The sequence below is a fragment of the Altererythrobacter sp. C41 genome, from assembly GCF_016803135.1.
GTDB lineage: Bacteria > Pseudomonadota > Alphaproteobacteria > Sphingomonadales > Sphingomonadaceae > Pelagerythrobacter.
Genome location: NZ_JAEVFE010000002.1, coordinates 425,794 through 445,159, shown reverse-complemented (window position 1 = coordinate 445,159; position 19,366 = coordinate 425,794). Strand labels below are relative to the sequence as shown.

Genomic DNA, 19,366 nt, shown 5'->3' with positions numbered 1-19,366 from the left:
GCGGCCCCGCAGCGGCAAAGCTCCGCAGCAGCCAATGACGGGATCCGACAGCCGCATGACCGAGGTGCCACCTGACACTCGCGCCGGGAGCGACGTGCCGCCCGTGCGGCGGTTGCGGCGCACGGCCTTTGCCGAGCAGGAACTGCGGCTGATCTCCACGCTCGTCCTACTGATCGGCCTCGGGCTGTTCCTCGCCCTGCCCTTCGTGCTCTCGATCGGCTCGGTCGTGTTCCTGCCGCTGGTGACGGCGCTGGTGCTGACGATCATTCTCGCCCCGCTGGCCGACAAGCTCGCGGGTTGGGGGCTTCCCAACGTGCTCGCATCGCTGATTGCGCTGGCGGCGTTCTTCGCCGTTCTGCTGCTCGCGCTCGCGCTGATCCTGCAGCCGGCGATCACCCTCTTCGATTCGCTCCCGCGCATGGCCGATCAGGTCGGCGCGCGGTTTTCGGAATTGCGCGACCAGTTCGCCTGGATCGCGCTGGCGAACGAGCGGCTCGCCGGGCTCATGGGCCGCTCGGGCCGCGAAGTCGTGCTCGCCAGCCCATCGGTCATCGAGCAGCTCGCCTTCGCCACGCCGAGCGTCGTGCTGGAAGTCCTGCTGACGTTCCTGATGACCTTCTTCATGATCGAGGCCCGCGTGCGGTTGCGCCGCCACTTGCTGTTCGACCGGGCGAGCTTCGGCACCAGCATCAAGGCCGCGCGCGTGATGCGCGAGGTGCAGGACCGGGTCGCCGCCTACATCCTCACCGTCGCCTGGATCAACGCAGGGGTCGGCGTGATCGTCGCCCTCGGCGCCTGGGCGCTGGGCGTGGAGGCGCCGGTCATGTGGGGCGGCCTTGCCGCGATCCTCAACTTCCTGCCCTATATCGGGCCGCTGGCGATGACCGCGCTGCTCGCGCTGTTCGGCATCGGCACGGCGGAAACGGTCCTCGTGGGGATAATTCCCGCCGCCGCCTATCTCGGCCTGCACACGATCGAGTCGAACATCGTCACCCCGTCGATCCTCGGCGCGCGGTTCACCATGAATCCGGTGCTGATCCTGATCGCGCTCAGCTATTTCTCATGGGTCTGGGGCGTGTTCGGTGCGCTGCTCTCGGTGCCGATCCTGCTCATGCTGACCGCCTTTTTCGACCATGTCGGGCGGCCCAATCTGGTCGGCTTCATTTTCGGCGAACCGCTGTTCGCGGCCAACCTGATGGAAATGGGGCACGAGGAAGAGCCGGTATAGAAAAGGTCCGCAAACATCCACTTCTAAGCAGAAGGCGGAGTTCGCTCCTCGTCACCCTGAACTTGTTTCAGGGCCCATTTCTCCTCCCCAATTGCCGGCCCCCGAGGACCGATGGATGCTGAAACAAGTTCAGCATGACGGGGAAGGGAATCGATCGCTCCGCATCAAGCGGCATATGCCATAGAAAAGGCCCGCCCCGCGCGATGCGGAACGGGCCTCTGTCATGCCTTGTGGTTGATCAGGCCGGATATTTCCAGGTCTCCCCGCGCGCCAGGTTCTCCGAAGCGAACTTCCAGTTCAGCTTCTCGTTGATCACCTTGTCGAGGTAATCGGGGCGCCGGTTCTGGTGGTCGAGGTAATAGGCGTGCTCCCACACGTCGACCGTCAGCAGCGGGTTGAAATCGAGGTCGGCCAACGTGTCGCCGTCGTGCGTTTCCTCGATCGAGAGCTTGCCGCCCTTCTCCGCCAGCCAGACCCAGCCGCTCGCGAAGTGGCCTGCGCCGCGCTCGGCCAGCTTGGTCTTGAGATCATCGAGCGAGCCGAAGGCGGCATCGATCATCTGCGTCAGCTCGGCCGAAGGCTCGCCGCCGTCGGGCGCCATCGAGTGCCAGTAGAACCCGTGGTTCCAGCTCTGCGCCGCGTTGTTGAACAGCCCCTGGTTGCTGCCGCGCGCCGAGGCGACGACTGCTTCGAGCGGCTGCCCGTCGAGGTCGGTGCCGGCGATTGCGGCGTTGGTCTTGTCGAGATAGGCCTGGTGATGCTTGCCGTGGTGGTAGGACAGCGTCTCGGCCGAGACCGCAGGCGCGAGGCCGTCGCTGGGATAGGGCAGGTCGATCAGTCTGAATGCCATGAGTTGGCTCCTCTAAGGTTCAGTGGTGAAGGGTTCCCGGCTCGCCCGATCAACGCGCAGGCGGCCGATACGTTGCATGTTTCAGTCCGACTCCTCGTCCGTATGATCGGTCGCGGCGGTCACTGCCACATCCATCGTGACATTGGCGAGAGTGCGCATGAGATCGGGCAGCATCTCAACTGCCACCAGCAGCGCGAGCGGCTCGACCGGGACGCCCATCGCGAGCGCGATCGGCCCGATCGAGACGACGAAACTGATCGAGCCCGGGAGGCTGACCGTGCCGACGCTGATCACCAGCGCAACCGCCACTCCGGTAGCGAGCAGCATCGGCGTCAGCTCGACTCCGACCAGCGTGGCCACGTAGATCGCGACCGCCATGTTCATCGCGGGGCTGGTGGAACGGAAGATCGCTACTGCAAGCGGCAGCACGAAATCGGCGGTGCTCTCGCGAATGGCAAGTCGCCGCGCGCTGGCGAGCATGGCGGGCAGGCTCGCCAGTGAGCTCTGTGTCGAGACGGCGACGGCCTGCGCGGGTATCATCGCCTTGGCGAAGCGCACCGGGCTGATGCCGCCGGCGAACCAGGCAAGAAAGTAGCCGGCAACGAGCACCACGCCGCCCATCGCCGAAACGACGAGGATGTAGTGCACCAGCGTGGTGAAGGCGCCCCCGCCCGCCCGGGCCGCGACGCCGAGAGCGAGCGCGAACACGCCCGCCGGCGCGATCCACAGCACCCAGCCGATGATCGTCAGCATCGCATTGGCGAGCGCCTGAAACACACCGAGCAGGGTCGCGCGCTGCGTCTCCGGCAAGCGCGCAACCGCGACCGCGAACAGCGCGAAGAAGATCGTCAGCGGCAGCATCGTCGTTTCCGCCGCGGCAGCGATCACATTGGGAGCAATCAGCGAGGTGACGAACTCGCTGACGCCCGGCACCTCCTGCGGCGCGATACCGCCGGTCTCCAGCAGCGTGTCGGCCGCCGCGGGGATCGGAAAGATGCTCAACAGCAGCGGCATGAAAACCGCAGAGACGATCCCGGAGAAGACCAGCACCGCGAAGACCCACCCGAGCATCCGCCGCGCCGCCCTGCCGGCGCGCGCCGCGCGAACCATCTGGGCGATGCCGATCACCAGCAGCGCGGCGACGAGCGGGATGATCGTCATCTGCAATGCGCGCAGCCACAGGGTGCCCGCGGGCTCCGTTACCGCGAGAACCGGCGCAAGCGCATCGGTGCCGGCGAGCACCAGCCCCGCCAGCAAACCGGCGACAAGCCCGCCGAAGGTCCACCAGACCGGCAGGCGGATCGCCAGGAGTTCGTTCGATTCTGCCTTTTCGACGGCCATCCGATCGCGGGTCCCTTCCATTCGTCGCCTAACCGCGCCAGAACTGCGTGGCAAATCGCATCGGGATAGATTTCGAACATGACACGCAAGTTTTTCGGCACCGACGGCATCCGCGGCCGCACCAACGATGGCGTCATGACGGCCGCCACCGCGATGCGCGTGGGCCAGGCGGCGGGCCGCCATTTCCTGCGCGGCGACCATCGCCACCGCGTGGTGATCGGCAAGGATACGCGGCTTTCGGGCTACATGATGGAAAGCGCGCTGGTCGCGGGCTTCACCAGCGTCGGCATGGACGTGGTGACGACCGGCCCCCTGCCCACGCCGGCGATCGCGCTGCTCACGCGCGAGATGCGGGCGGATCTCGGCGTGATGATCTCGGCCAGCCACAACAAGTTCGAGGACAACGGGATCAAGCTGTTCGGCCCGGACGGTTTCAAGCTCTCCGACGAGGACGAGCTGGCGATCGAGGCGCTGCTCGAATGCGACCCGCCGCTGGCGCAACCGGCAATGATCGGCCGCGCCCGCCGGATCGAGGATGCACGCGGGCGCTACATCCACGCCGTGAAGCAATCGGTATCGAACGAAACCCGCTTTGACGGGCTCAAGGTCGTGGTCGATTGCGCGAACGGCGCCGCCTATCAGGTCGCCCCTTCTGCGATCTGGGAGCTGGGCGCCGAAGTGATCACGCTCGGCGATGCGCCCAACGGCACCAACATCAACGACGGGGTTGGCTCGACCTCGCTCGAGGCGATCTGTGAAGCGGTCGTGCGCGAAGGCGCCGACATCGGCATCGCACTGGATGGCGATGCGGATCGCCTGATCGTCGTCGACGAGAAAGGCCGCACCGTTGATGGCGACCAGATCATGGCGCTGATCGCCACGCGCATGGCGGAGAAAGGCGCGCTGCGCGGCGGCGGGGTCGTGGCGACGGTCATGTCGAATCTCGGACTCGAGCGTTACCTTGCGAGCAAGGGCCTCTCGCTCGAGCGGACCAAGGTCGGCGACCGCCACGTGCTCGCACGGATGCAGTCGGGCGGGTTCAACGTGGGCGGCGAGCAATCGGGGCACATGATCCTGCTCGACCACGCGACGACGGGGGACGGCACCCTCGCCGCGCTCCGGGTGCTCGCCGGGCTCGTGCGTTCGGGCAAGCGCGCGAGCGAGCTGTTGCATCTGTTCGATCCAGTGCCGCAACTGCTCAAGAACGTGCGCTACAACGGCGGCGCCCCGCTCGATGCGGAGCGGGTGAAGGCCTGCATCGCCGAGGCCGAGGCGGAGCTCGCGGGCAAGGGGCGGCTGGTCATCCGCGCCTCTGGCACCGAGCCGCTGATCCGCGTCATGGCCGAAGGCGACGACGGGCAGCAGGTCGAACGAGTGGTCGACCGCATCTGCGCCGCGGTGCAGGAAGCAGCCTGATGCTCGAGATGCGGCCCGACTGCGAACGCTGCGGCGCGGACCTGCCGGCCGAAACGCCGGGCGCGTTCATCTGCAGCTTCGAGTGCACCTTCTGTGCTCCTTGCGCCGAGGCGCTCGACGATGCCTGCCCGAACTGCGGCGGCGAGTTGATGGACCGCCCGACCCGCGCGAAGGCACTGCAAGCGAAGTATCCGCCGAGCGGGGAGCGCAAGTTCAAGACCTAACCGCGCGCCTGTAAACGGTCGCATCTCGACTTCGTCCTGCGCCGGGGGCAAGGCGTGGCGCATGACCACACCTCCCCGCATTCTCGCCATCGCCGGGTCCGACAGCTCGGGCGGCGCCGGCATCCAGGCCGACATCAAGACGATCACCATGCTCGGCGGCTATGCCATGACCGCGATCACCGCGATCACCGCGCAGAACACGACCGGCGTGCAGGGCGTCGAACTGCTCCCCGTTGCCTTCGTCGAGCAGCAGATCGAAAGCTGCCTGTCCGACATCGGCGCCGATGCGATCAAGATCGGCATGCTCGGCTCGCCCGAGATCGCCCACGCCGTTGCCGAGCGGCTCGCCGGATTCGACGGGCACGTGGTGTTCGACCCGGTGATGGTCTCGACCAGCGGCGCGGTGCTCGCGAGCGACGAAACGATCGCCGCCTTCGCGGAACTGATGAAGCGCGCGACGCTGGCGACCCCGAACTTGCCCGAACTCGCCGCCCTCACCGGCATGCCCTGCGAGACGCCGGACGAGATCGCGGCCGCCGCGCACAGTCTGGCGGCCGCGCATGGCTGCGCCGTGCTCGCCAAGGGCGGCCACGCGAGCGGCGAGCGGGTGGTCGACCGCCTCGTCTACGCCAGCGGAGATTTCGCGTCGTTCGACGATGCGCGCATCGATACCCGCCACACCCACGGCACCGGCTGCACGCTCGCATCGGCGATCGCGACGCTGCTCGGCCACGGCCAGCCGCTCGACCATGCCATCCGCCTCGCGCGGCGGTTCGTCATCGAGGCGCTGCACAAGGCGCCCGGCTTCGGCGCGGGCAGCGGCCCGCTCGGCCATCAGGCGGTGCGCGGAGGAAGTTAGACCGCTTCGTCCCCGGGAGAACCGTAGTCGTCGAGCTGGTAGAACCCGGCGATCTTCTCCCACGCTTCCTCGGCCGTCTCGCACCAGCGGAACAGCTCGAGGTCCTTGTGGTTGATCGTGCCCTCGTCCGCCAGTGCCTCGAAATCGACCACGCGGTTCCAGAAGTCCTTGCCGAACAGCAAGATCGGCATCGGCTTCATCTTGCCGGTCTGGATCAGCGTCAGCAGTTCAAAGAACTCGTCGAACGTGCCGAACCCGCCGGGGAACACCGCCACCGCCTTCGCCCGCAGCAGGAAGTGCATCTTGCGCAGCGCGAAGTAGTGGAACTGGAACGAGAGATAGGGCGTGACGTAGGAATTGGGCGCCTGCTCGTGCGGCAGCACGATGTTGAGCCCGATCGATTCGGCCCCGGCGTCGCTCGCGCCCTTGTTCGCGGCTTCCATGATCGACGGACCGCCGCCCGAGCAGATCACGAACTGGCGCTTGCCATCCTCGATGATCGACTTTTCCGAGGCCAGCTTGGCCAGCTTGTAGGCCTCGCCGTAGTACTTCGCCTTTTTGGCGAGGTTCTCGACCACGCGCCGCTCGGCCTCAGGCAGCTTCACCGCCCCCTCCATTGCCTCAGCCACCGACTCGGGCGGGGGGATGCGGGCGGAGCCGTACATGACCAGAGTGGACCCCACTCCGGCCTCGTCGAGCAGCATCTCGGGCTTCAGCAACTCGAGCTGGAAGCGCACTGGCCGGAGTTCGTCGCGCAGCAGGAAGTCCGTATCGCGGAACGCCAGGCGATAGGCCGGATGGCGCGTCTGCGGCGTGTCGGGCGAGGCCCGGTCGGAGAAAGCGGCTTCCTGGTCGGCGGGGTAGAACTTGCGATCGGCGAGATCGCGTTCACTCTTCTTCGTTTCTTCGTCTGCCATTGCCAGCGCCCTAGGCCCACCGCCCCCGGCGGGCAAGCACGATGCGCCGGTACGGTGCGCGATCAGCCGACCACCGTCGTGAGGTAGCGCATCAGGCGCCGCGCCGCGCTCCAGAGAGCATTGCGCCCGCTCAATCCGACCATGTCGCGGACGAAGTCGTCGAACGCACACCGGTCGTTGCGCGCGGCTGCGGTCGCGAGATCGACGAGCAGCATTTCGTCGTAGCTGAAGAGCGGCTGGCACGGCGGATTGAGCGCGATCGGATCGGGCCAGGCGCGGCCGGCCTCGTCGAGGAAGACGTGAAAGCTCTGCACCGCGCATGGCGTGCCGAGCCAACGGGCGAGGTCCGCATGCGAGTAGGTCTCAACCCGCCGCGCGATGTGGGTATAGCGCATCGCCCCCACGAGCCGTGCGTGGATCGGCGAGACTTCGCGCAAGTCGGGGGTGCTGGTCAGCGCGGCGAGATCAAAGGCCATGAAGCGCCTCCGTGCGGATTCGCGGGGAGAACGGGCAGGCAGGGACGGGCCCGTGCGACTCTTCGTCGGGGCTATCGTCCGGCTCGACCATGCCTAGTGCGTGGCGCACGGCGATCACCGCCCAGACGATCGCGCCCGGTAGCCCGTGAGGGACCGCCGCCGTGCCCGCGACGGTGGATAGCGAGGGTGCTACGCGAAGCACGCCGAGCAGCGCGCTTTCGTCGGGCGACAGTCGCCGGCTGCAGCAGGATTCGCGGATGAGCCGGCGCCCCAGATGCCCCTCGATCAGTTCGAACAGGCTTGCACAGGCGATCGCGGTCTCATCCGGCAAGTCGAGCGGCGCGACGATCTCCTGCAGGCGCTCCATCGGTGCATGACCGGCGTCGACCTGCGCCGACCAGGCGCGGAAGAGCCTGATGACGACGCCTTGCGCGAACGTGTCCCTGCCTATCGCCACATCGCTCTCCTTCGATTCATAATTGCGAGTTATTCTCATTAGCTGAGATATGGCAATAGGCTTCTGGTAGAAAGGTCCTGCAAAACCCGACCAACTCACCCACGCTCCTCAGAACGATGGCCGCGACTCCGCGCCATTAAACCTATGGAGGAAATACGCTTTCCCTGAGCGAGCCTCCCGGCACGTATGGACGGGCCGCCTTAATTCGGCGATCCCGCTTGACGCATACCCTCAGTGATTCTAATGCGAATCATTATCAATAATGGCCAAACAGGGGCTCAGATGAGTGACGATATGAGGGGCAGGCTGCGGATCGCGCTAGGATCCGGCCGGTGGCTGTGCACATCGACGGGGATCGCGTTAGCAGTGCTCAGCACGGGCACGGCGCAGGCCGAGGACGCGGCAGATGGCGCCGCCAGTGCCGAGCGCGATCCGCACATCGTCGTCACCGCGACCCGCACGCCGGTCTCGATCGACGACGTGCCGGCGACGGTTACCGTCATCACCGACGAGGAGATCGCGGACACGATCGCAACCGATATCAAGGATCTCGTTCGCTACGAACCCGGCGTCTCGGTGCGCCGCGCGCCAGCCCGCTTCGGCGCCGCGCTTGGCACCACCGGCCGCGCTCGCAACGAGGACTTCGTGATCCGCGGGATCGGCGGCAACCGCGTGCTGATCCAGGTCGACGGCGTCCGCAGCCCGCAAGGCTTCACCTTCGGCGCGCAGGAGGCCGGGCGCGGCGGCTATACCGACGTTTCGCTGGTCAAATCGGTCGAGATCCTGCGCGGCCCCGCCTCCGCGCTGTACGGCAGCGACGGACTGGCCGGCGCGGTCAGCTTCACCACCAGCGACCCGGCAGATCTGATCGACGCCGGCAAGTCGGTCGGCGGCTTCGTGCGCGCCTCTTATTCGAGCGCCGACGACGAATTCGCCGAAACTGCCGCGGTGGCAGGCCGCACCGGCGACTGGTCGGCGCTCATCGCCTACACCCGCCGCGACTTCGAGGAGCTCGACAACAAGGGCACCGTCGGTGGTATCGGGGAGGAGCGAACCCTTCCCAATCTGCAGGATGGCCACTCGAACGCGCTGCTCGGCAAGCTTGTGTGGGAAAGCGGACCGCACCGCGTGCGGCTGACGGGCGAATATCTCGAGAGCGAGCTCTCCAGCGACATCCTCTCCGGCGAAGGTCCGGCTTATCTCTTCGGGCCCACGCCGGTGTGGAACGTCGACGATCTCAACGCGCACGACACGACCGACCGCACCCGTGTTTCCCTCGACTGGACTTTCACCGACGAAGGCACGGGCGCGATCGACTACGCCCATGCCGCGGTCTATTTCCAGAACGGCGAGGACGTGCAGTTCACCCGCGAAGTCCGCACGCCGGTACCCGATCGCGAGCGCCTCAACACGTTCGAGAACCGTGTCCACGGCGCTGCTGCCGAGGCGCGCAGCACCTTTGCGACCGGGCCGATCACACACACGCTGGCCTTCGGGGGTGACGTCAGCTTCACCCGGCAGGAGGGCTTGCGCGACGGCACCGTGCCGCCCGCCGGCGAAGTGTTTCCGACCCGTGCTTTCCCCGTCACCGACTTCACGCTGGGCGGCGTCTTCCTCGCCGACGAGATCGCGCTGTTCGATGGCGCGCTGACGATTTTCCCGGCGCTTCGCTTCGATTTCTATGAACTCGACCCGACCGACGACCCGCTGCTGCCCGATTTCCAGGGCGCCGGGCAGAAGGACAGCCGCCTCTCGCCCAAGCTCGGCGTGACCGCGCGCCTGTCCGACGAGGTGCTGCTGTTCGGCAATTATGCGCAAGGCTTCCGCGCGCCGACCCCGAGCCAGGTGAACAACTTCTTCGGCAATCTCGCCCACGGCTACATCTCCGCGCCGAACCCGGATCTTGGGCCCGAGCGCAGTGAAAGCTGGGAAGGCGGCATCCGCTTCACCGGCGATGCGGTCTCGCTCTCGCTGGTCGCATTTCATGCGGACTACGACGACTTCATCAGCCAGCAGGTGGTGAGCGGATTGTTCACGCCAGCCGATCCGGCGATCTACCAGTTCGTCAATTACGATCGGGTCGAGATCGAGGGGCTCGAGGCCAAGGCCACCTACAGGATGGACGGCTTCTACGGCCGGTTCGCGATCGCTTACGCCGACGGCGACATCCTCTCGCCGGGCGAGGCACCGCGGCCGCTCGATACGATCGACCCACTCAATCTCGTCGCCGGTGTTGGCTATCGCGAGCCGGCAGGCCGCTTCGGCGCGGAGCTGATCGCGACGCATCATGCGCGCAAGTCGCTCGACGACACCGCCGGTGCGTGCACGACGGCATGCTACCGGCCCGGTGCCTTCACCATTCTCGACGCAACCGCCTTCGTCGCGCTGACCGAAGCGATCAAGCTGCGCGCCGGCGTCTTCAATCTGACCGACGAGACTTACGCCTACTGGTCCGACGTGCGCGGGCTGGCGGCCGATGCGCCTGCCATCGATGCCTACACACGGCCCGGCCGCAACGCGAGCGTCTCGCTCAGCTTCCGATTCTAAGAGGGGAAACGACCATGACCAAGACCAGGACTTTCTTCGGCTCCGCGCTGCTCGCCATCGCGCTCGCGGCCACGCCGGCGCTCGCCGACGGCCCGATCGCCGACCGCGGCGAAGCGGTGGAGAGCGCGATGTTCGAACAGGACCGGGCGACGATCCTCGCGATGGCGGGCGACTACAAGGTGCGCTTCGACATGCAGGAATCGACGCCGTGGATGGGGAGCTACCAGCCGCTCGATCGGAAGATCTCGGGCGGCCGCGAGTCGGTCCGCGTGATCGAGGACACCGGCACCAAGATCGTGCTCCAGCACCTGCTCGTGGCCGAGCACGAGGGCGAGACGTTCGTCATCAAGCACTGGCGGCAGGACTGGGAGTACGAGCCGACGAGGATCCTCGCCTATGTCGGCCCCGGCCGCTGGGAATGGACCGACGTGCCCGAGCGGATGCGCAACGGCCGCTGGTCGCAGACGGTCTATCAGGTCGACGACAGCCCGCGCTATGCCGGCTGGGGCGAATGGGAGACGACCCACGGCATCCGCCGCTGGCGCTCCAACTGGACCTGGCGCCCGCTCGCCCGGCGGGATGCGGTGCGGGATCCGATCTACGACCGCTACGCCGCGATCAACCGCCACCAGCTCACCCCGACCGGCTGGATCCACTGGCAGGACAATACCAAGATGATGCCCGCCGAAAGCGGTGTGGGCGGTCTGCAACCGGTGGTGCAGGAATACGTGCTCAACACCTATACCAAGTTCGATGGCTACGAAGTCTCGGCCGCCGACGCGTACTGGTCCGCGACGAAAGACTACTGGGCCGCGGTGCGCGCCAAGTGGAACGAGATCGCGGCAGCGAAGGGCGGGATCGCCATCGAGGAAGAGGCCAACACCGGGACCGTCGTCAGCGGCCGCCTGCTCGAACTAGCGAACGAAATCCAGGACGGCACGATCGCCACGAGTGACGCCATCGCCGAGGCAACCGGTCTGATCGAGACGCATACCGCCACACTTTGACCAGACGGAAATCGCCCCGGGAGGGGCGGGCTGGAGGGGCGGCGTCCTTGCGCCGCCCCTTTTGCATTGGCCGGCACAGCAGCCACAGACACCATCCAACGCCATGCCAAGAAAAACAATATCTCTTGCAAGTGCGAGTGACTCGCATTAGCCGTCCCCGCCGAGTTCAGGTTCGAGGGGTATTCATGCGACTTTTCCGGCTTTCCATTCTCTGCGCGACTGCGCTGGTTCCGGTCCCCGCGCTCGCGGCGGACGATGCCGCGGCGGAGACAGCCTACACCGCCGACGAGCAGCGCCAGATCGTCGTCACCGGCGCGCGCCAGGAAAGCAGCACCGCGACCAAGACCGACACCCCGATCATCGAGACGCCGCAGCCGATCACGATCATCGATGATGAACTCTACCTCGCGCAGGGCGCCATCTCGGTCAGCGATACGCTCAACTACGTTTCGGGCGTGACCGCCAATCCCTACGGCCCCGACAGTCGTGTCGACGGTGCCTTCGTACGAGGTATCAACGCGCTGCAGTTCCGCGATGGGATGCGCGACGTCTTCAGCTACTACGCTACGATTCGCGCCGATCCGTACAACTTCGACCAGGTCGAGCTGGTGCGCGGGCCCGCCTCGGTCCTGTTCGGCCAGGGCGCGCTGGGCGGGATCATGAATCTCGTCTCCAAGCGGCCCGAGTTCGAGACCAGCGGCGAAGTCTCGGTCCGCTACGGCTCGTACGACCGCAAGGAGGCACTCGCCGACCTGACGGGGCCACTGACGGACAACCTCGCCGCCCGCATCGTCGCCCGTGCGCGCGATTCCGATACGCAAACCGACTTCGTGCCGGACGACCGGGTGATGATCTCGCCGTCGCTGACCTTCAAGCCCTCGCCCGGCACGGACTTCACGCTGATCGGTCTCTATCAGGAGGACGACGGCGGCTCGACCGCGCAGTTCCTACCGCTCGTCGGCACGATCCTGCCCAACCCAAATGGCACGCTTCCGCACGACCTGTTCGTCGGCAAGCCCGGCTGGGACCGCTACGATGGGCGTCTGCTGCAAGGCACCGCGCTGTTCGAGCACCGTTTCGGAGAGGGCGCCCGGCTCAACCTCAAGGCGCGCTACATCGACAGCGACCTGACTTACCTGACACATTATGCGAATAGCTATTCCAACCCGACGAACCCGTACGTCCTGCTCGACCCGGTGACGGGGCAGCCGGTTCTCGACGCGGACGGCGTGCCCGTTCCCGATCCGGACCAGCGCACGATCGGCCTCTATGCCGACGGCAGCCGGGCGCGAATGGAAATCTTCTCGACCGACAACAACGCCCAGTTCAATTTCAACACGGGCGCCAATATCGAGCATGTGGTGCTCGCCGGGGTCGACTTCAGCTTCAACCGCGTCCGCAAAGTCGGCGGCTTCGGGATGGAGTACATCGATATCTACGACATCGATTACGATGCGCTGTCCGACTTCGGCGGAGGGTTGCCGCAGCCATCCGATCCCTCGGAAGACGTGAAGCAGGATCAGCTCGGCATTTACCTGCAGGACCAGATTCGCTTCTTCGACCGGGTCTCCCTCGTGCTGGGCGCGCGGCGCGACTGGACCGGCTCGCGCAGTTTCAACGGTGCCCGACAGGAAGATGCCGCCACCACCTTCCGCGCGGGCGTGATCGCGGAAATCATTCCCGGCGTGTCGCCGTTTCTCAGCTACACCGAAAGCTTCGAACCGACCGCCGGCACATCAAGCAACGGCGCTCCCTTCGTCCCCAAGCAGGGCCGTCAATACGAAGCGGGGATCAAGTTCCACCCGGCTGATTCGGTGCTGGTAACCCTGACCGGCTATCACATCGAGGAAACCAATCGCCCGGTCTCCGACGACAGCACACCCGATCCCTTCGACCAGATCCAGATCGGCTCGATGACGTCGAAGGGCGTCGAGTTCGAAGCCAACGCCACGCTGCCTGGCGATCTGAACCTGATCGCCAACGCCAGCTACAACGAGGCGGAGATCGACGGCACGCACCGGCAGCTCGACAATGTGCCGAAGTTCAACGCCTCGCTCTGGAGCACCAAGCGGTTCGCGCTGTCCGACGAGGCTTCGCTTCTGCTCGGCGGCGGTGTGCGGCATGTGGGCAAGAACCGGTCGTATGGCCCGGCTTTCCCCGACGGACTCGTCACCCCGGCCTTCACGCTGGCCGACGCTTTCGCCGAACTGAGCTGGAACCGCTGGAGCTTCGCGATCAACGCGACGAACCTGTTCGACAAGCGCTATTACTCCGCCTGCCTCGCGCGCGGCGACTGCTTCATGGGCAGCGAGCGCAACGTGTTCGGCACCGTGAGCTACCGCTTCTGATGGGTGCCGGGGGGAACATCATCGCCGGATCGGCGCTCGCGATCGTGGCAGTCGCTGTCTTGCGTGTCTCATGGGGACAGAAGGGGCGTTCCGCGGCACTCAACGCGGCCGGATGGGGCTTCTGCCTCGCCGCCCTCATCCTCGGATGGGCGGCCGCCGGGGCCTGGGGAGCCAGCGTGGTCTCGCTCTGGGCCATGGGCGCCGCTTGCGCGATCCTCGCCTGGGAGGGCTTCCGCGCGCCGGCGAGCCGCGCCAAGGCATCGAACCGCCGTGCGGGCATGATGCCCGAAGGGCCCGCGCCGCTCCGCATCGGAGCGCGGCTGACGACGTTCCTGCTGGTCGTGATCGTCGCCTTGCTGAGCTCGATCGCGTTCGCCCTGGGCGTGCGATGGCTCGCAGCGGTAATGGGCGCGGGTGAGGCGAATGCGAACGTCCTCGCGCTCTTTGCGACGCCGGTGATCTGGACGGTGCTCGCCTTCATGCTACTCATGACCGCGAGCCGGAAGCGCCAGATCGTCTACCTCGCCGTCACTGCCAGCGCGGCTCTGCCCGCGTTTCTTGTGGGAGCCGCATGATGAGCGCAACCATCGAACCGGGCACCGTCAAGCGTGCGCTGTCCGCCCATGCCGCCATCGGTCTGATCGCCGGGGCCCTGCTCTATATCCTCTCGCTGACCGGCACGATCGCGGTGTTCTACGTCGAGCTCCAGCGGTTCGAACAGCCCGGCGCGCCCGAGATGACCTCGATCGCACCGGACGCGGTCCAGCGCGGCGTGGAGCGCGTGCTGGCAGTCGAAGACGCGGCCGGGCTGCCGACGACCACCCACCTCTACGTCCATATCCCGGTCGAGGAACTGCCGCGCGCTACCGTCACCACAGACACGCAGGCGTTCCACCTCGATGCGCAGGGCAATCTCGCCATGCCCGAGGAGATCGCGTGGAACGATTTCCTGGTCCAGCTCCACTACACGCTCAATCTGCCGAGCCTCGTCGGGCTGACGATCGTCGGCGTTCTGGGCGTGATGATGCTGGCGCTGGCGCTCTCGGGCGTGATCGCGCATCCGCGCATTTTCCGCGACGCGTTTCGGCTGCGTGCCCGCGACAAGGGCGGCGTCGGCCTCGTCGACTGGCACAACCGGTTGAGCGTCTGGACCCTCCCCTTCACGGTCGCAATCGCGCTGACCGGCGCGCTGATCGGGCTCGCGGTCGTGACGGCCTACGGCGTCGCCGGGACCGCCTACGACGGCGACGTCGAGGCGGTCTACGGACCGATCTTCGGCGAAGAAGGCGCGCACGACGCGAGCCCCGCACCCGCGCCCGATATCGCCGCCGCGCTGCGCCACATGACCGCCGAATATCCCGACGTGCGGCTGACCTATGCCGTGCTCCACGATCCGCTGACCGCCGGCCAGCACGTGCAGATGGTCGGCGAGCACGAGCAGCGGCTGATCTTCGGCGAATACTACACGTTCGACAGCGAGGGTCGCTTCGAAGGCACCGCAGGCCTTTCCGACGGCGCACTGGGTCAGCAGGCCGCGGCGTCGACCTACAAACTCCATTTCGGCAACTTCGGCGGGTTCTGGGTCAAGATCGCTTACGTAATCTTCGGCGCGGCGCTGACCGCGATCTGCGCCACCGGCACCTATATCTGGCTCGGCAAGCGCCGCCGGCGCGGAATCGAGGAGCCCCGCCTGCGCGCAGCCTGGACAGGGGTGATCGTCGGCAGCCCGGTCGCACTGGCGGCGACGGTCTTGGCTCGCTTCACGATCGGCAACGAGGCGCCGTTCGTGGCGATCTTCTGGATCGGCCTCGCGCTCTACATCGCCGCTTCGATCCTCGCCGCCTCGCGCAAGCAGACCCGCGCGCAGCTTGCCGCGGCCTGACCGGCGGCGGTCTTAGGTGTTGGTCTGCTCGGGCGGCGGCTTGCGGGGAATCGGGGCCGCCGCGCCACCGTGCTCATCGAGGCGGAGCGCCGTTCCGATGCCGTAGCATGTCATCGACAGCGACCCCATGCTGTAGCCGCGCAGCAAGGCGTCGGCACGGCCCTCGCCCTCGGCAGCGAGGCCGGCCGCGTAGAGCAGCGGGACGAAATGATCCGGCGTCGGCACGGCAAGCGCGTAGTCCGGGTGCTCGGTGAGCTTGAGGATCGCGCCGGGATCGCCGGTCATCAGCTCCAGCGCCGCGTCGTCGAACCGCTCGGCCCAGTCGAACGCCATCTCCGGGCTCTTCCACTGCACCTGGCGGAGATTGTGCACTACATTGCCGCTTCCCACGATCATCACGCCGCGCTCCCGCAGCGGCGCGAGCCGGGCGGCGAGCGCCAAGTGGTAGTCGAGCGGCTTCAGCGCGTTGATCGAGAGCTGCACCACCGGAATGTCGGCCTCCGGATAGAGATGCGCCAGCACGCTCCACGCACCGTGGTCGAGCCCCCATTGATCCCGGTCCAGCCCGACCCATTCGGGCTTCACGGCCTCCACGATCTCCTGCGCCACATCGGGTGCGCCCGGTGCCGGGTACTGGAAGTCGAACAGCGGTTGCGGAAAGCCGTAGAAGTCATGGATGGTGCGCGGCATGCGCATCGCAGTCACTGCGGTCGCGCCAAAGAACCAGTGGGCCGAGACCATCAGAATGGCGCGCGGCCGGGGCAAGGCTGCGCCGAGCGTGCGCCAACCCTGCGTATACCGGTTCGTCTCCAGAGTATTCATCGGACTGCCGTGTCCGATGAACAGCGCGGGACTCTTCATGACCACTCTCCTGCCCCGGGGCCACCGGACCGCCAGTAGATCCGCGCACCATCGGGAACACGCGCGCACGCTACGCGCCCCTCTCGCGGCGCGCCAGTCCTCGCGATCGCGCGAGATCTCGATGCTGTCGCTGGATGCCCCGCGAGGATTCGAACCTCGATTGACGGAGTCAGAGTCCGTAGTCTTACCATTAGACGACGGGGCAATGCGCGAGTGTGGTCGCGAGGGGGCGCATCTAGTTTTGCGCGCGGCCCAGGTCAAGCCCGCTCTGGCCTGCGCGCTTGCCCCCGCCTGCTCCGCGCGCTAGCATCGGTGCCAGGTCCCCGCGCAAGCACGTGCGGGTGGAAGTGAAAGTATTGAAGTATGGCGGATTTTTCTCCGCCGGACAGCGACAGGAGACAAGGCGCACGAGGGGGCAAGACGTCCGGCAAAGTAGCCGATTTCCGCTACAAGCGCCCCGCGCCTATCGACAAGACCAAGCCCGGAAGCCGTCCGGCCCGCCGCTCGGACGCACGCTCGGATGCCCACTCGAATGGAAGAGGGGGGGGCGAGCCGCGCGGCGCGCCGCCGCACCGGGGACAGGCTTATGCCGCGCTCGACCTCGGCACCAACAACTGCCGCCTGCTGATCGCGCGGCCCGCGGGTGAGAACTTCACCGTGATCGACGCTTTCAGCCGTGTCGTGCGCCTCGGCGAGGGGCTCGCCATGTCGGGGCGGCTCAGCGACGCGGCGATGGACCGCGCGCTCGGCGCGCTGCGGGTCTGCGCCGAAAAGCTGCGTCGGCGCCATGTCTATCTCGCGCGCTCGGTGGCGACCGAAGCCTGCCGCCGCGCGGCCAACGGCGCGGAATTCATCGAACGCGTCAGGCAGGAAACCGGCATAGTGCTCGACGTCATCTCGGCGCAGGAGGAAGCGCGGCTCGCCGTGCTCGGCTGCCATATTCTGCTCGAGCGCGGAGAAGGTCCGGCGGTGATCTTCGATATCGGCGGCGGCTCGACCGAACTCGTCCTGATCGAGCCCGAAGGCCCCGTGCCCCGCATTCTCGATTGGCAGAGCGTGCCCTGGGGCGTCGTCTCGCTGTCCGACATGGTCGCGAGGGGCGAGCGGACGACCGAGGGGCGCCTCGCCCGCTACGCGGAAATGCGGCGCGTCGTTTCGGAAAGCTTCGCCCCGTTCGCCGAGCGGATTGCCGAGGCGGCGCGGACGAAACGCGAGATTCGGCTTCTCGGGACCAGCGGCACGGTGACGACGCTCGCCAGCGTCCATCTCGAGCTGCCGCAATACGACCGCCGCGCGGTGGACGGCCTGATCGTTCCCTCGGATGACATGCGCACCATCAGCGCTCGCCTCGCCGCCATGAGCGCGGAGGAGCGCGGGCGGCTGCCGTGCATCGGCAACGACCGGGCAGAGCTGGTCGTCGCCGGCTGCGCGATTCTGGAGGCGATCCTCGACATCTGGCCGGCCGAGCGGCTCGGGGTCGCCGACCGCGGCATTCGCGAGGGCATATTGCGCAGCCTGATGGCGGCCGGCGTCACGCCCGCGCCCGGCCGCGCGGCGCAAGCATCGAAGAGGGTCTGATGGCACGCTCTGGCCGCAATCCCGACAAGCGCGTGCGCAGCGCGCGCGGGCGTACCGCCTCGTCCACTCGCTGGCTCGAACGCCAGCTCAACGACCCCTACGTCAAGCAGGCGAAGGCGGAGGGTTACCGCAGCCGCGCGGCTTACAAGCTGATCGAGCTCGATGAGAAGTTCGGGCTGCTCAAGGGCGTGCGCCGCGTCGTCGACCTCGGCATCGCGCCCGGAGGGTGGAGCCAGGTCGTGCGCAAGCAGGTGCCCAAGGCGGCGACCGTCGGCATCGACCTGCTCGAAGTGGAACCGATCGAGGGCGTCACGATCCTGCAGATGGACTTCATGGCGGACGCCGCGCCGGCCGCACTCGAAGCCGCGCTGGACGGTCCGCCCGATCTCGTCATGTCGGACATGGCGGCGAACACCGTGGGTCACAAGCAGACCGACCACTTGCGCACCATGGGCCTGGTCGAAGCCGCGGCCTGGTTCGCGGTCGAGAACCTGGCCGAAGGCGGCACTTTCCTGGCCAAAGTTCTGGCCGGAGGCACCGATACCGAGCTGCTTGCGCTGCTCAAGAAGCACTTCCGCACTGTCAAGCACGCCAAGCCCCCCGCGAGCCGCAAGGGTTCGTCGGAATGGTATGTCGTGGCGCAGGGCTTCAAGGGCCGCGACTAGCGGCCGGCAACGAGACTGCGGGAGCGATCCCGGCCTCGGCCGGGACACCAATAGTCGTCTTAGGCGCCTTCGCCGACCGGGTTGGTCTGATCGGCGCCGGGCGCGATCTCTTCGGCTTCGGGCGTCTCGGCTTCGTCGCCGGCGGCCGCTTCGGCTTCTTCCACCGGAGCGGCTTCGGGAAGTGCCGGGCCGCCGCCGTTCTCGTACATAAAGCGGATGATGTTCGCGCGGTCTTCGGGGCTCGAGAGGCCGGCAAAGCTCATCTTGGTGCCGGGCGCGAACGAGCGCGGGCTTTCGAGCCACGCGAACATGTTCTCGTAAGTCCAGTTGCCGCCGTGGCCGGAAAGCGCATCGCTGTAGGCGAAGCCCGGAGCATGCGCGCCGATCGTCGTGCCCATGATCGCGTAGAGATTCGGACCCTGGCCGGCTGCGCCGCCCTGGTTGAAGGTGTGGCAGGTACCGCAGCGCGCCGTGGCGGCCGCTTCGCCCGCTGCCGGATCGGCATTCGCGAGCAGCATGCCGATGTTCAGCGCTTCCTCGCCGCCGCCCTCTTCGATCGCGCCTTCGATCGGGTAGCCGCCTTCTTCCGGCGCGTGGCTTGCGAAATAGCGCGAACTCACGCTCGACAGGCCGAGGCCGACGATCCCCGCGAAAAGAAGCCATCCGGCGGCGGTGTTGAAACGGTCGTTCATGCGCAAAGAGTTCCGAGG

At 67.0% G+C, this 19,366-nt stretch carries 18 protein-coding genes and 1 tRNA gene; 11 read left to right on the top strand and 8 right to left on the bottom strand.

Annotated elements, in window-relative coordinates; translation table 11 throughout:
* The first annotated feature begins 34 nt into the window (after positions 1–34).
* Entirely contained in the window at positions 35–1,228 is a 1,194-nt protein-coding gene (locus tag JNO53_RS06055) for an AI-2E family transporter (protein ID WP_238401663.1), read from the top strand.
* Between the two features lie 238 nt (positions 1,229–1,466).
* On the opposite strand, the gene JNO53_RS06050 is transcribed toward JNO53_RS06055, so the two are convergent.
* Both JNO53_RS06050 and JNO53_RS06045 read right to left on the bottom strand, forming a co-directional pair.
* Positions 1,467–2,078: a superoxide dismutase gene (locus JNO53_RS06050; RefSeq protein ID WP_203108670.1), complete on the bottom strand. Its 612-nt coding sequence runs from the start codon at positions 2,076–2,078 to the stop codon at positions 1,467–1,469.
* An 81-nt stretch (positions 2,079–2,159) separates the two neighbouring features.
* Positions 2,160–3,419, bottom strand: coding sequence for a dicarboxylate/amino acid:cation symporter (locus tag JNO53_RS06045; protein ID WP_203108669.1), 1,260 nt, complete (start codon positions 3,417–3,419; stop codon positions 2,160–2,162).
* A gap of 78 nt (positions 3,420–3,497) precedes the next feature.
* Between JNO53_RS06045 and glmM the strand changes: the two genes are divergently transcribed.
* The 3 genes from glmM to thiD all read left to right on the top strand — a co-directional run bounded on the left by glmM (position 3,498) and on the right by thiD (position 5,918).
* On the top strand, positions 3,498–4,835 hold the full coding sequence (gene glmM, locus JNO53_RS06040; protein WP_203108668.1) for a phosphoglucosamine mutase: 1,338 nt from the start codon (positions 3,498–3,500) through the stop codon (positions 4,833–4,835).
* On the top strand, positions 4,835–5,059 hold the full coding sequence (locus JNO53_RS06035; RefSeq protein WP_203108667.1) for a DUF1272 domain-containing protein: 225 nt from the start codon (positions 4,835–4,837) through the stop codon (positions 5,057–5,059). The genes glmM and JNO53_RS06035 overlap by 1 nt, the downstream gene beginning before the upstream one ends.
* A gap of 61 nt (positions 5,060–5,120) precedes the next feature.
* Positions 5,121–5,918 carry a bifunctional hydroxymethylpyrimidine kinase/phosphomethylpyrimidine kinase gene (thiD, locus tag JNO53_RS06030; protein WP_203108666.1) on the top strand — a complete coding sequence of 266 codons (798 nt, stop codon included), beginning with the start codon at positions 5,121–5,123 and terminating at the stop codon, positions 5,916–5,918.
* Here thiD and JNO53_RS06025 read toward each other — a convergent pair.
* The 3 genes from JNO53_RS06025 to JNO53_RS06015 form a co-directional block, all read right to left on the bottom strand.
* Entirely contained in the window at positions 5,915–6,835 is a 921-nt protein-coding gene (locus tag JNO53_RS06025; RefSeq protein ID WP_203108665.1) for an LOG family protein, read from the bottom strand. The two genes, thiD and JNO53_RS06025, sit on opposite strands and share 4 nt — an antisense overlap.
* Before the next feature lie 62 nt (positions 6,836–6,897).
* On the bottom strand, positions 6,898–7,311 hold the full coding sequence (locus JNO53_RS06020; RefSeq protein WP_203108663.1) for a hypothetical protein: 414 nt from the start codon (positions 7,309–7,311) through the stop codon (positions 6,898–6,900).
* Positions 7,301–7,768 carry a hypothetical protein gene (locus JNO53_RS06015; protein ID WP_203108661.1) on the bottom strand — a complete coding sequence of 156 codons (468 nt, stop codon included), beginning with the start codon at positions 7,766–7,768 and terminating at the stop codon, positions 7,301–7,303. Before JNO53_RS06015 ends, JNO53_RS06020 begins: the two co-directional genes overlap by 11 nt.
* A gap of 366 nt (positions 7,769–8,134) precedes the next feature.
* Between JNO53_RS06015 and JNO53_RS06010 the strand changes: the two genes are divergently transcribed.
* The 5 genes from JNO53_RS06010 to JNO53_RS05990 all read left to right on the top strand — a co-directional run bounded on the left by JNO53_RS06010 (position 8,135) and on the right by JNO53_RS05990 (position 15,552).
* Complete coding sequence (locus JNO53_RS06010; RefSeq protein ID WP_443111160.1) at positions 8,135–10,315, top strand: TonB-dependent hemoglobin/transferrin/lactoferrin family receptor; 2,181 nt, start codon at positions 8,135–8,137, stop codon at positions 10,313–10,315.
* A 14-nt stretch (positions 10,316–10,329) separates the two neighbouring features.
* Complete coding sequence (locus JNO53_RS06005) at positions 10,330–11,322, top strand: DUF6607 family protein (RefSeq protein ID WP_203108656.1); 993 nt, start codon at positions 10,330–10,332, stop codon at positions 11,320–11,322.
* A 185-nt stretch (positions 11,323–11,507) separates the two neighbouring features.
* A complete protein-coding gene (locus JNO53_RS06000; RefSeq protein ID WP_203108654.1) occupies positions 11,508–13,670 on the top strand; it encodes a TonB-dependent siderophore receptor in 2,163 nt (720 codons plus the stop codon).
* Positions 13,670–14,245, top strand: coding sequence for a hypothetical protein (locus JNO53_RS05995; protein ID WP_203108652.1), 576 nt, complete (start codon positions 13,670–13,672; stop codon positions 14,243–14,245). Before JNO53_RS06000 ends, JNO53_RS05995 begins: the two co-directional genes overlap by 1 nt.
* Entirely contained in the window at positions 14,245–15,552 is a 1,308-nt protein-coding gene (locus JNO53_RS05990; protein WP_203108650.1) for a PepSY-associated TM helix domain-containing protein, read from the top strand. Before JNO53_RS05995 ends, JNO53_RS05990 begins: the two co-directional genes overlap by 1 nt.
* A 12-nt stretch (positions 15,553–15,564) precedes the next feature.
* On the opposite strand, the gene ygiD is transcribed toward JNO53_RS05990, so the two are convergent.
* Both ygiD and JNO53_RS05980 read right to left on the bottom strand, forming a co-directional pair.
* Positions 15,565–16,413 (bottom strand): 4,5-DOPA dioxygenase extradiol, encoded by an 849-nt coding sequence (gene ygiD / locus JNO53_RS05985; RefSeq protein ID WP_203108648.1) that lies wholly within the window; start codon positions 16,411–16,413, stop codon positions 15,565–15,567.
* Between the two features lie 131 nt (positions 16,414–16,544).
* Positions 16,545–16,618, bottom strand: a tRNA-Gln gene (locus tag JNO53_RS05980).
* Between the two features lie 158 nt (positions 16,619–16,776).
* On the opposite strand from JNO53_RS05980, the gene JNO53_RS05975 reads away from it, so the two are divergent.
* Positions 16,777–17,991 carry a Ppx/GppA phosphatase family protein gene (locus tag JNO53_RS05975; RefSeq protein ID WP_203108646.1) on the top strand — a complete coding sequence of 405 codons (1,215 nt, stop codon included), beginning with the start codon at positions 16,777–16,779 and terminating at the stop codon, positions 17,989–17,991.
* Entirely contained in the window at positions 17,991–18,656 is a 666-nt protein-coding gene (locus tag JNO53_RS05970; protein WP_203108644.1) for an RlmE family RNA methyltransferase, read from the top strand. Before JNO53_RS05975 ends, JNO53_RS05970 begins: the two co-directional genes overlap by 1 nt.
* A 59-nt stretch (positions 18,657–18,715) precedes the next feature.
* On the opposite strand, the gene JNO53_RS05965 is transcribed toward JNO53_RS05970, so the two are convergent.
* Entirely contained in the window at positions 18,716–19,348 is a 633-nt protein-coding gene (locus JNO53_RS05965; RefSeq protein ID WP_203108642.1) for a c-type cytochrome, read from the bottom strand.
* Between the last annotated feature and the right edge of the window lie 18 nt (positions 19,349–19,366).

Bases quoted from the DNA above. Each gene is read 5' to 3' on its own strand.
- JNO53_RS06055 (WP_238401663.1), top strand. From the start codon at position 35: ATGACGGGATCCGACAGCCGCATGACCGAGGTGCCACCTGACACTCGC.
- JNO53_RS06050 (WP_203108670.1), bottom strand. From the start codon at position 2,078: ATGGCATTCAGACTGATCGACCTGCCCTATCCCAGCGACGGCCTCGCG.
- JNO53_RS06045 (WP_203108669.1), bottom strand. From the start codon at position 3,419: ATGGCCGTCGAAAAGGCAGAATCGAACGAACTCCTGGCGATCCGCCTG.
- glmM (WP_203108668.1), top strand. From the start codon at position 3,498: ATGACACGCAAGTTTTTCGGCACCGACGGCATCCGCGGCCGCACCAAC.
- JNO53_RS06035 (WP_203108667.1), top strand. From the start codon at position 4,835: ATGCTCGAGATGCGGCCCGACTGCGAACGCTGCGGCGCGGACCTGCCG.
- thiD (WP_203108666.1), top strand. From the start codon at position 5,121: ATGACCACACCTCCCCGCATTCTCGCCATCGCCGGGTCCGACAGCTCG.
- JNO53_RS06025 (WP_203108665.1), bottom strand. From the start codon at position 6,835: ATGGCAGACGAAGAAACGAAGAAGAGTGAACGCGATCTCGCCGATCGC.
- JNO53_RS06020 (WP_203108663.1), bottom strand. From the start codon at position 7,311: ATGGCCTTTGATCTCGCCGCGCTGACCAGCACCCCCGACTTGCGCGAA.
- JNO53_RS06005 (WP_203108656.1), top strand. From the start codon at position 10,330: ATGACCAAGACCAGGACTTTCTTCGGCTCCGCGCTGCTCGCCATCGCG.
- JNO53_RS06000 (WP_203108654.1), top strand. From the start codon at position 11,508: ATGCGACTTTTCCGGCTTTCCATTCTCTGCGCGACTGCGCTGGTTCCG.
- JNO53_RS05995 (WP_203108652.1), top strand. From the start codon at position 13,670: ATGGGTGCCGGGGGGAACATCATCGCCGGATCGGCGCTCGCGATCGTG.
- JNO53_RS05990 (WP_203108650.1), top strand. From the start codon at position 14,245: ATGAGCGCAACCATCGAACCGGGCACCGTCAAGCGTGCGCTGTCCGCC.
- ygiD (WP_203108648.1), bottom strand. From the start codon at position 16,413: ATGAAGAGTCCCGCGCTGTTCATCGGACACGGCAGTCCGATGAATACT.
- JNO53_RS05975 (WP_203108646.1), top strand. From the start codon at position 16,777: ATGGCGGATTTTTCTCCGCCGGACAGCGACAGGAGACAAGGCGCACGA.
- JNO53_RS05970 (WP_203108644.1), top strand. From the start codon at position 17,991: ATGGCACGCTCTGGCCGCAATCCCGACAAGCGCGTGCGCAGCGCGCGC.
- JNO53_RS05965 (WP_203108642.1), bottom strand. From the start codon at position 19,348: ATGAACGACCGTTTCAACACCGCCGCCGGATGGCTTCTTTTCGCGGGG.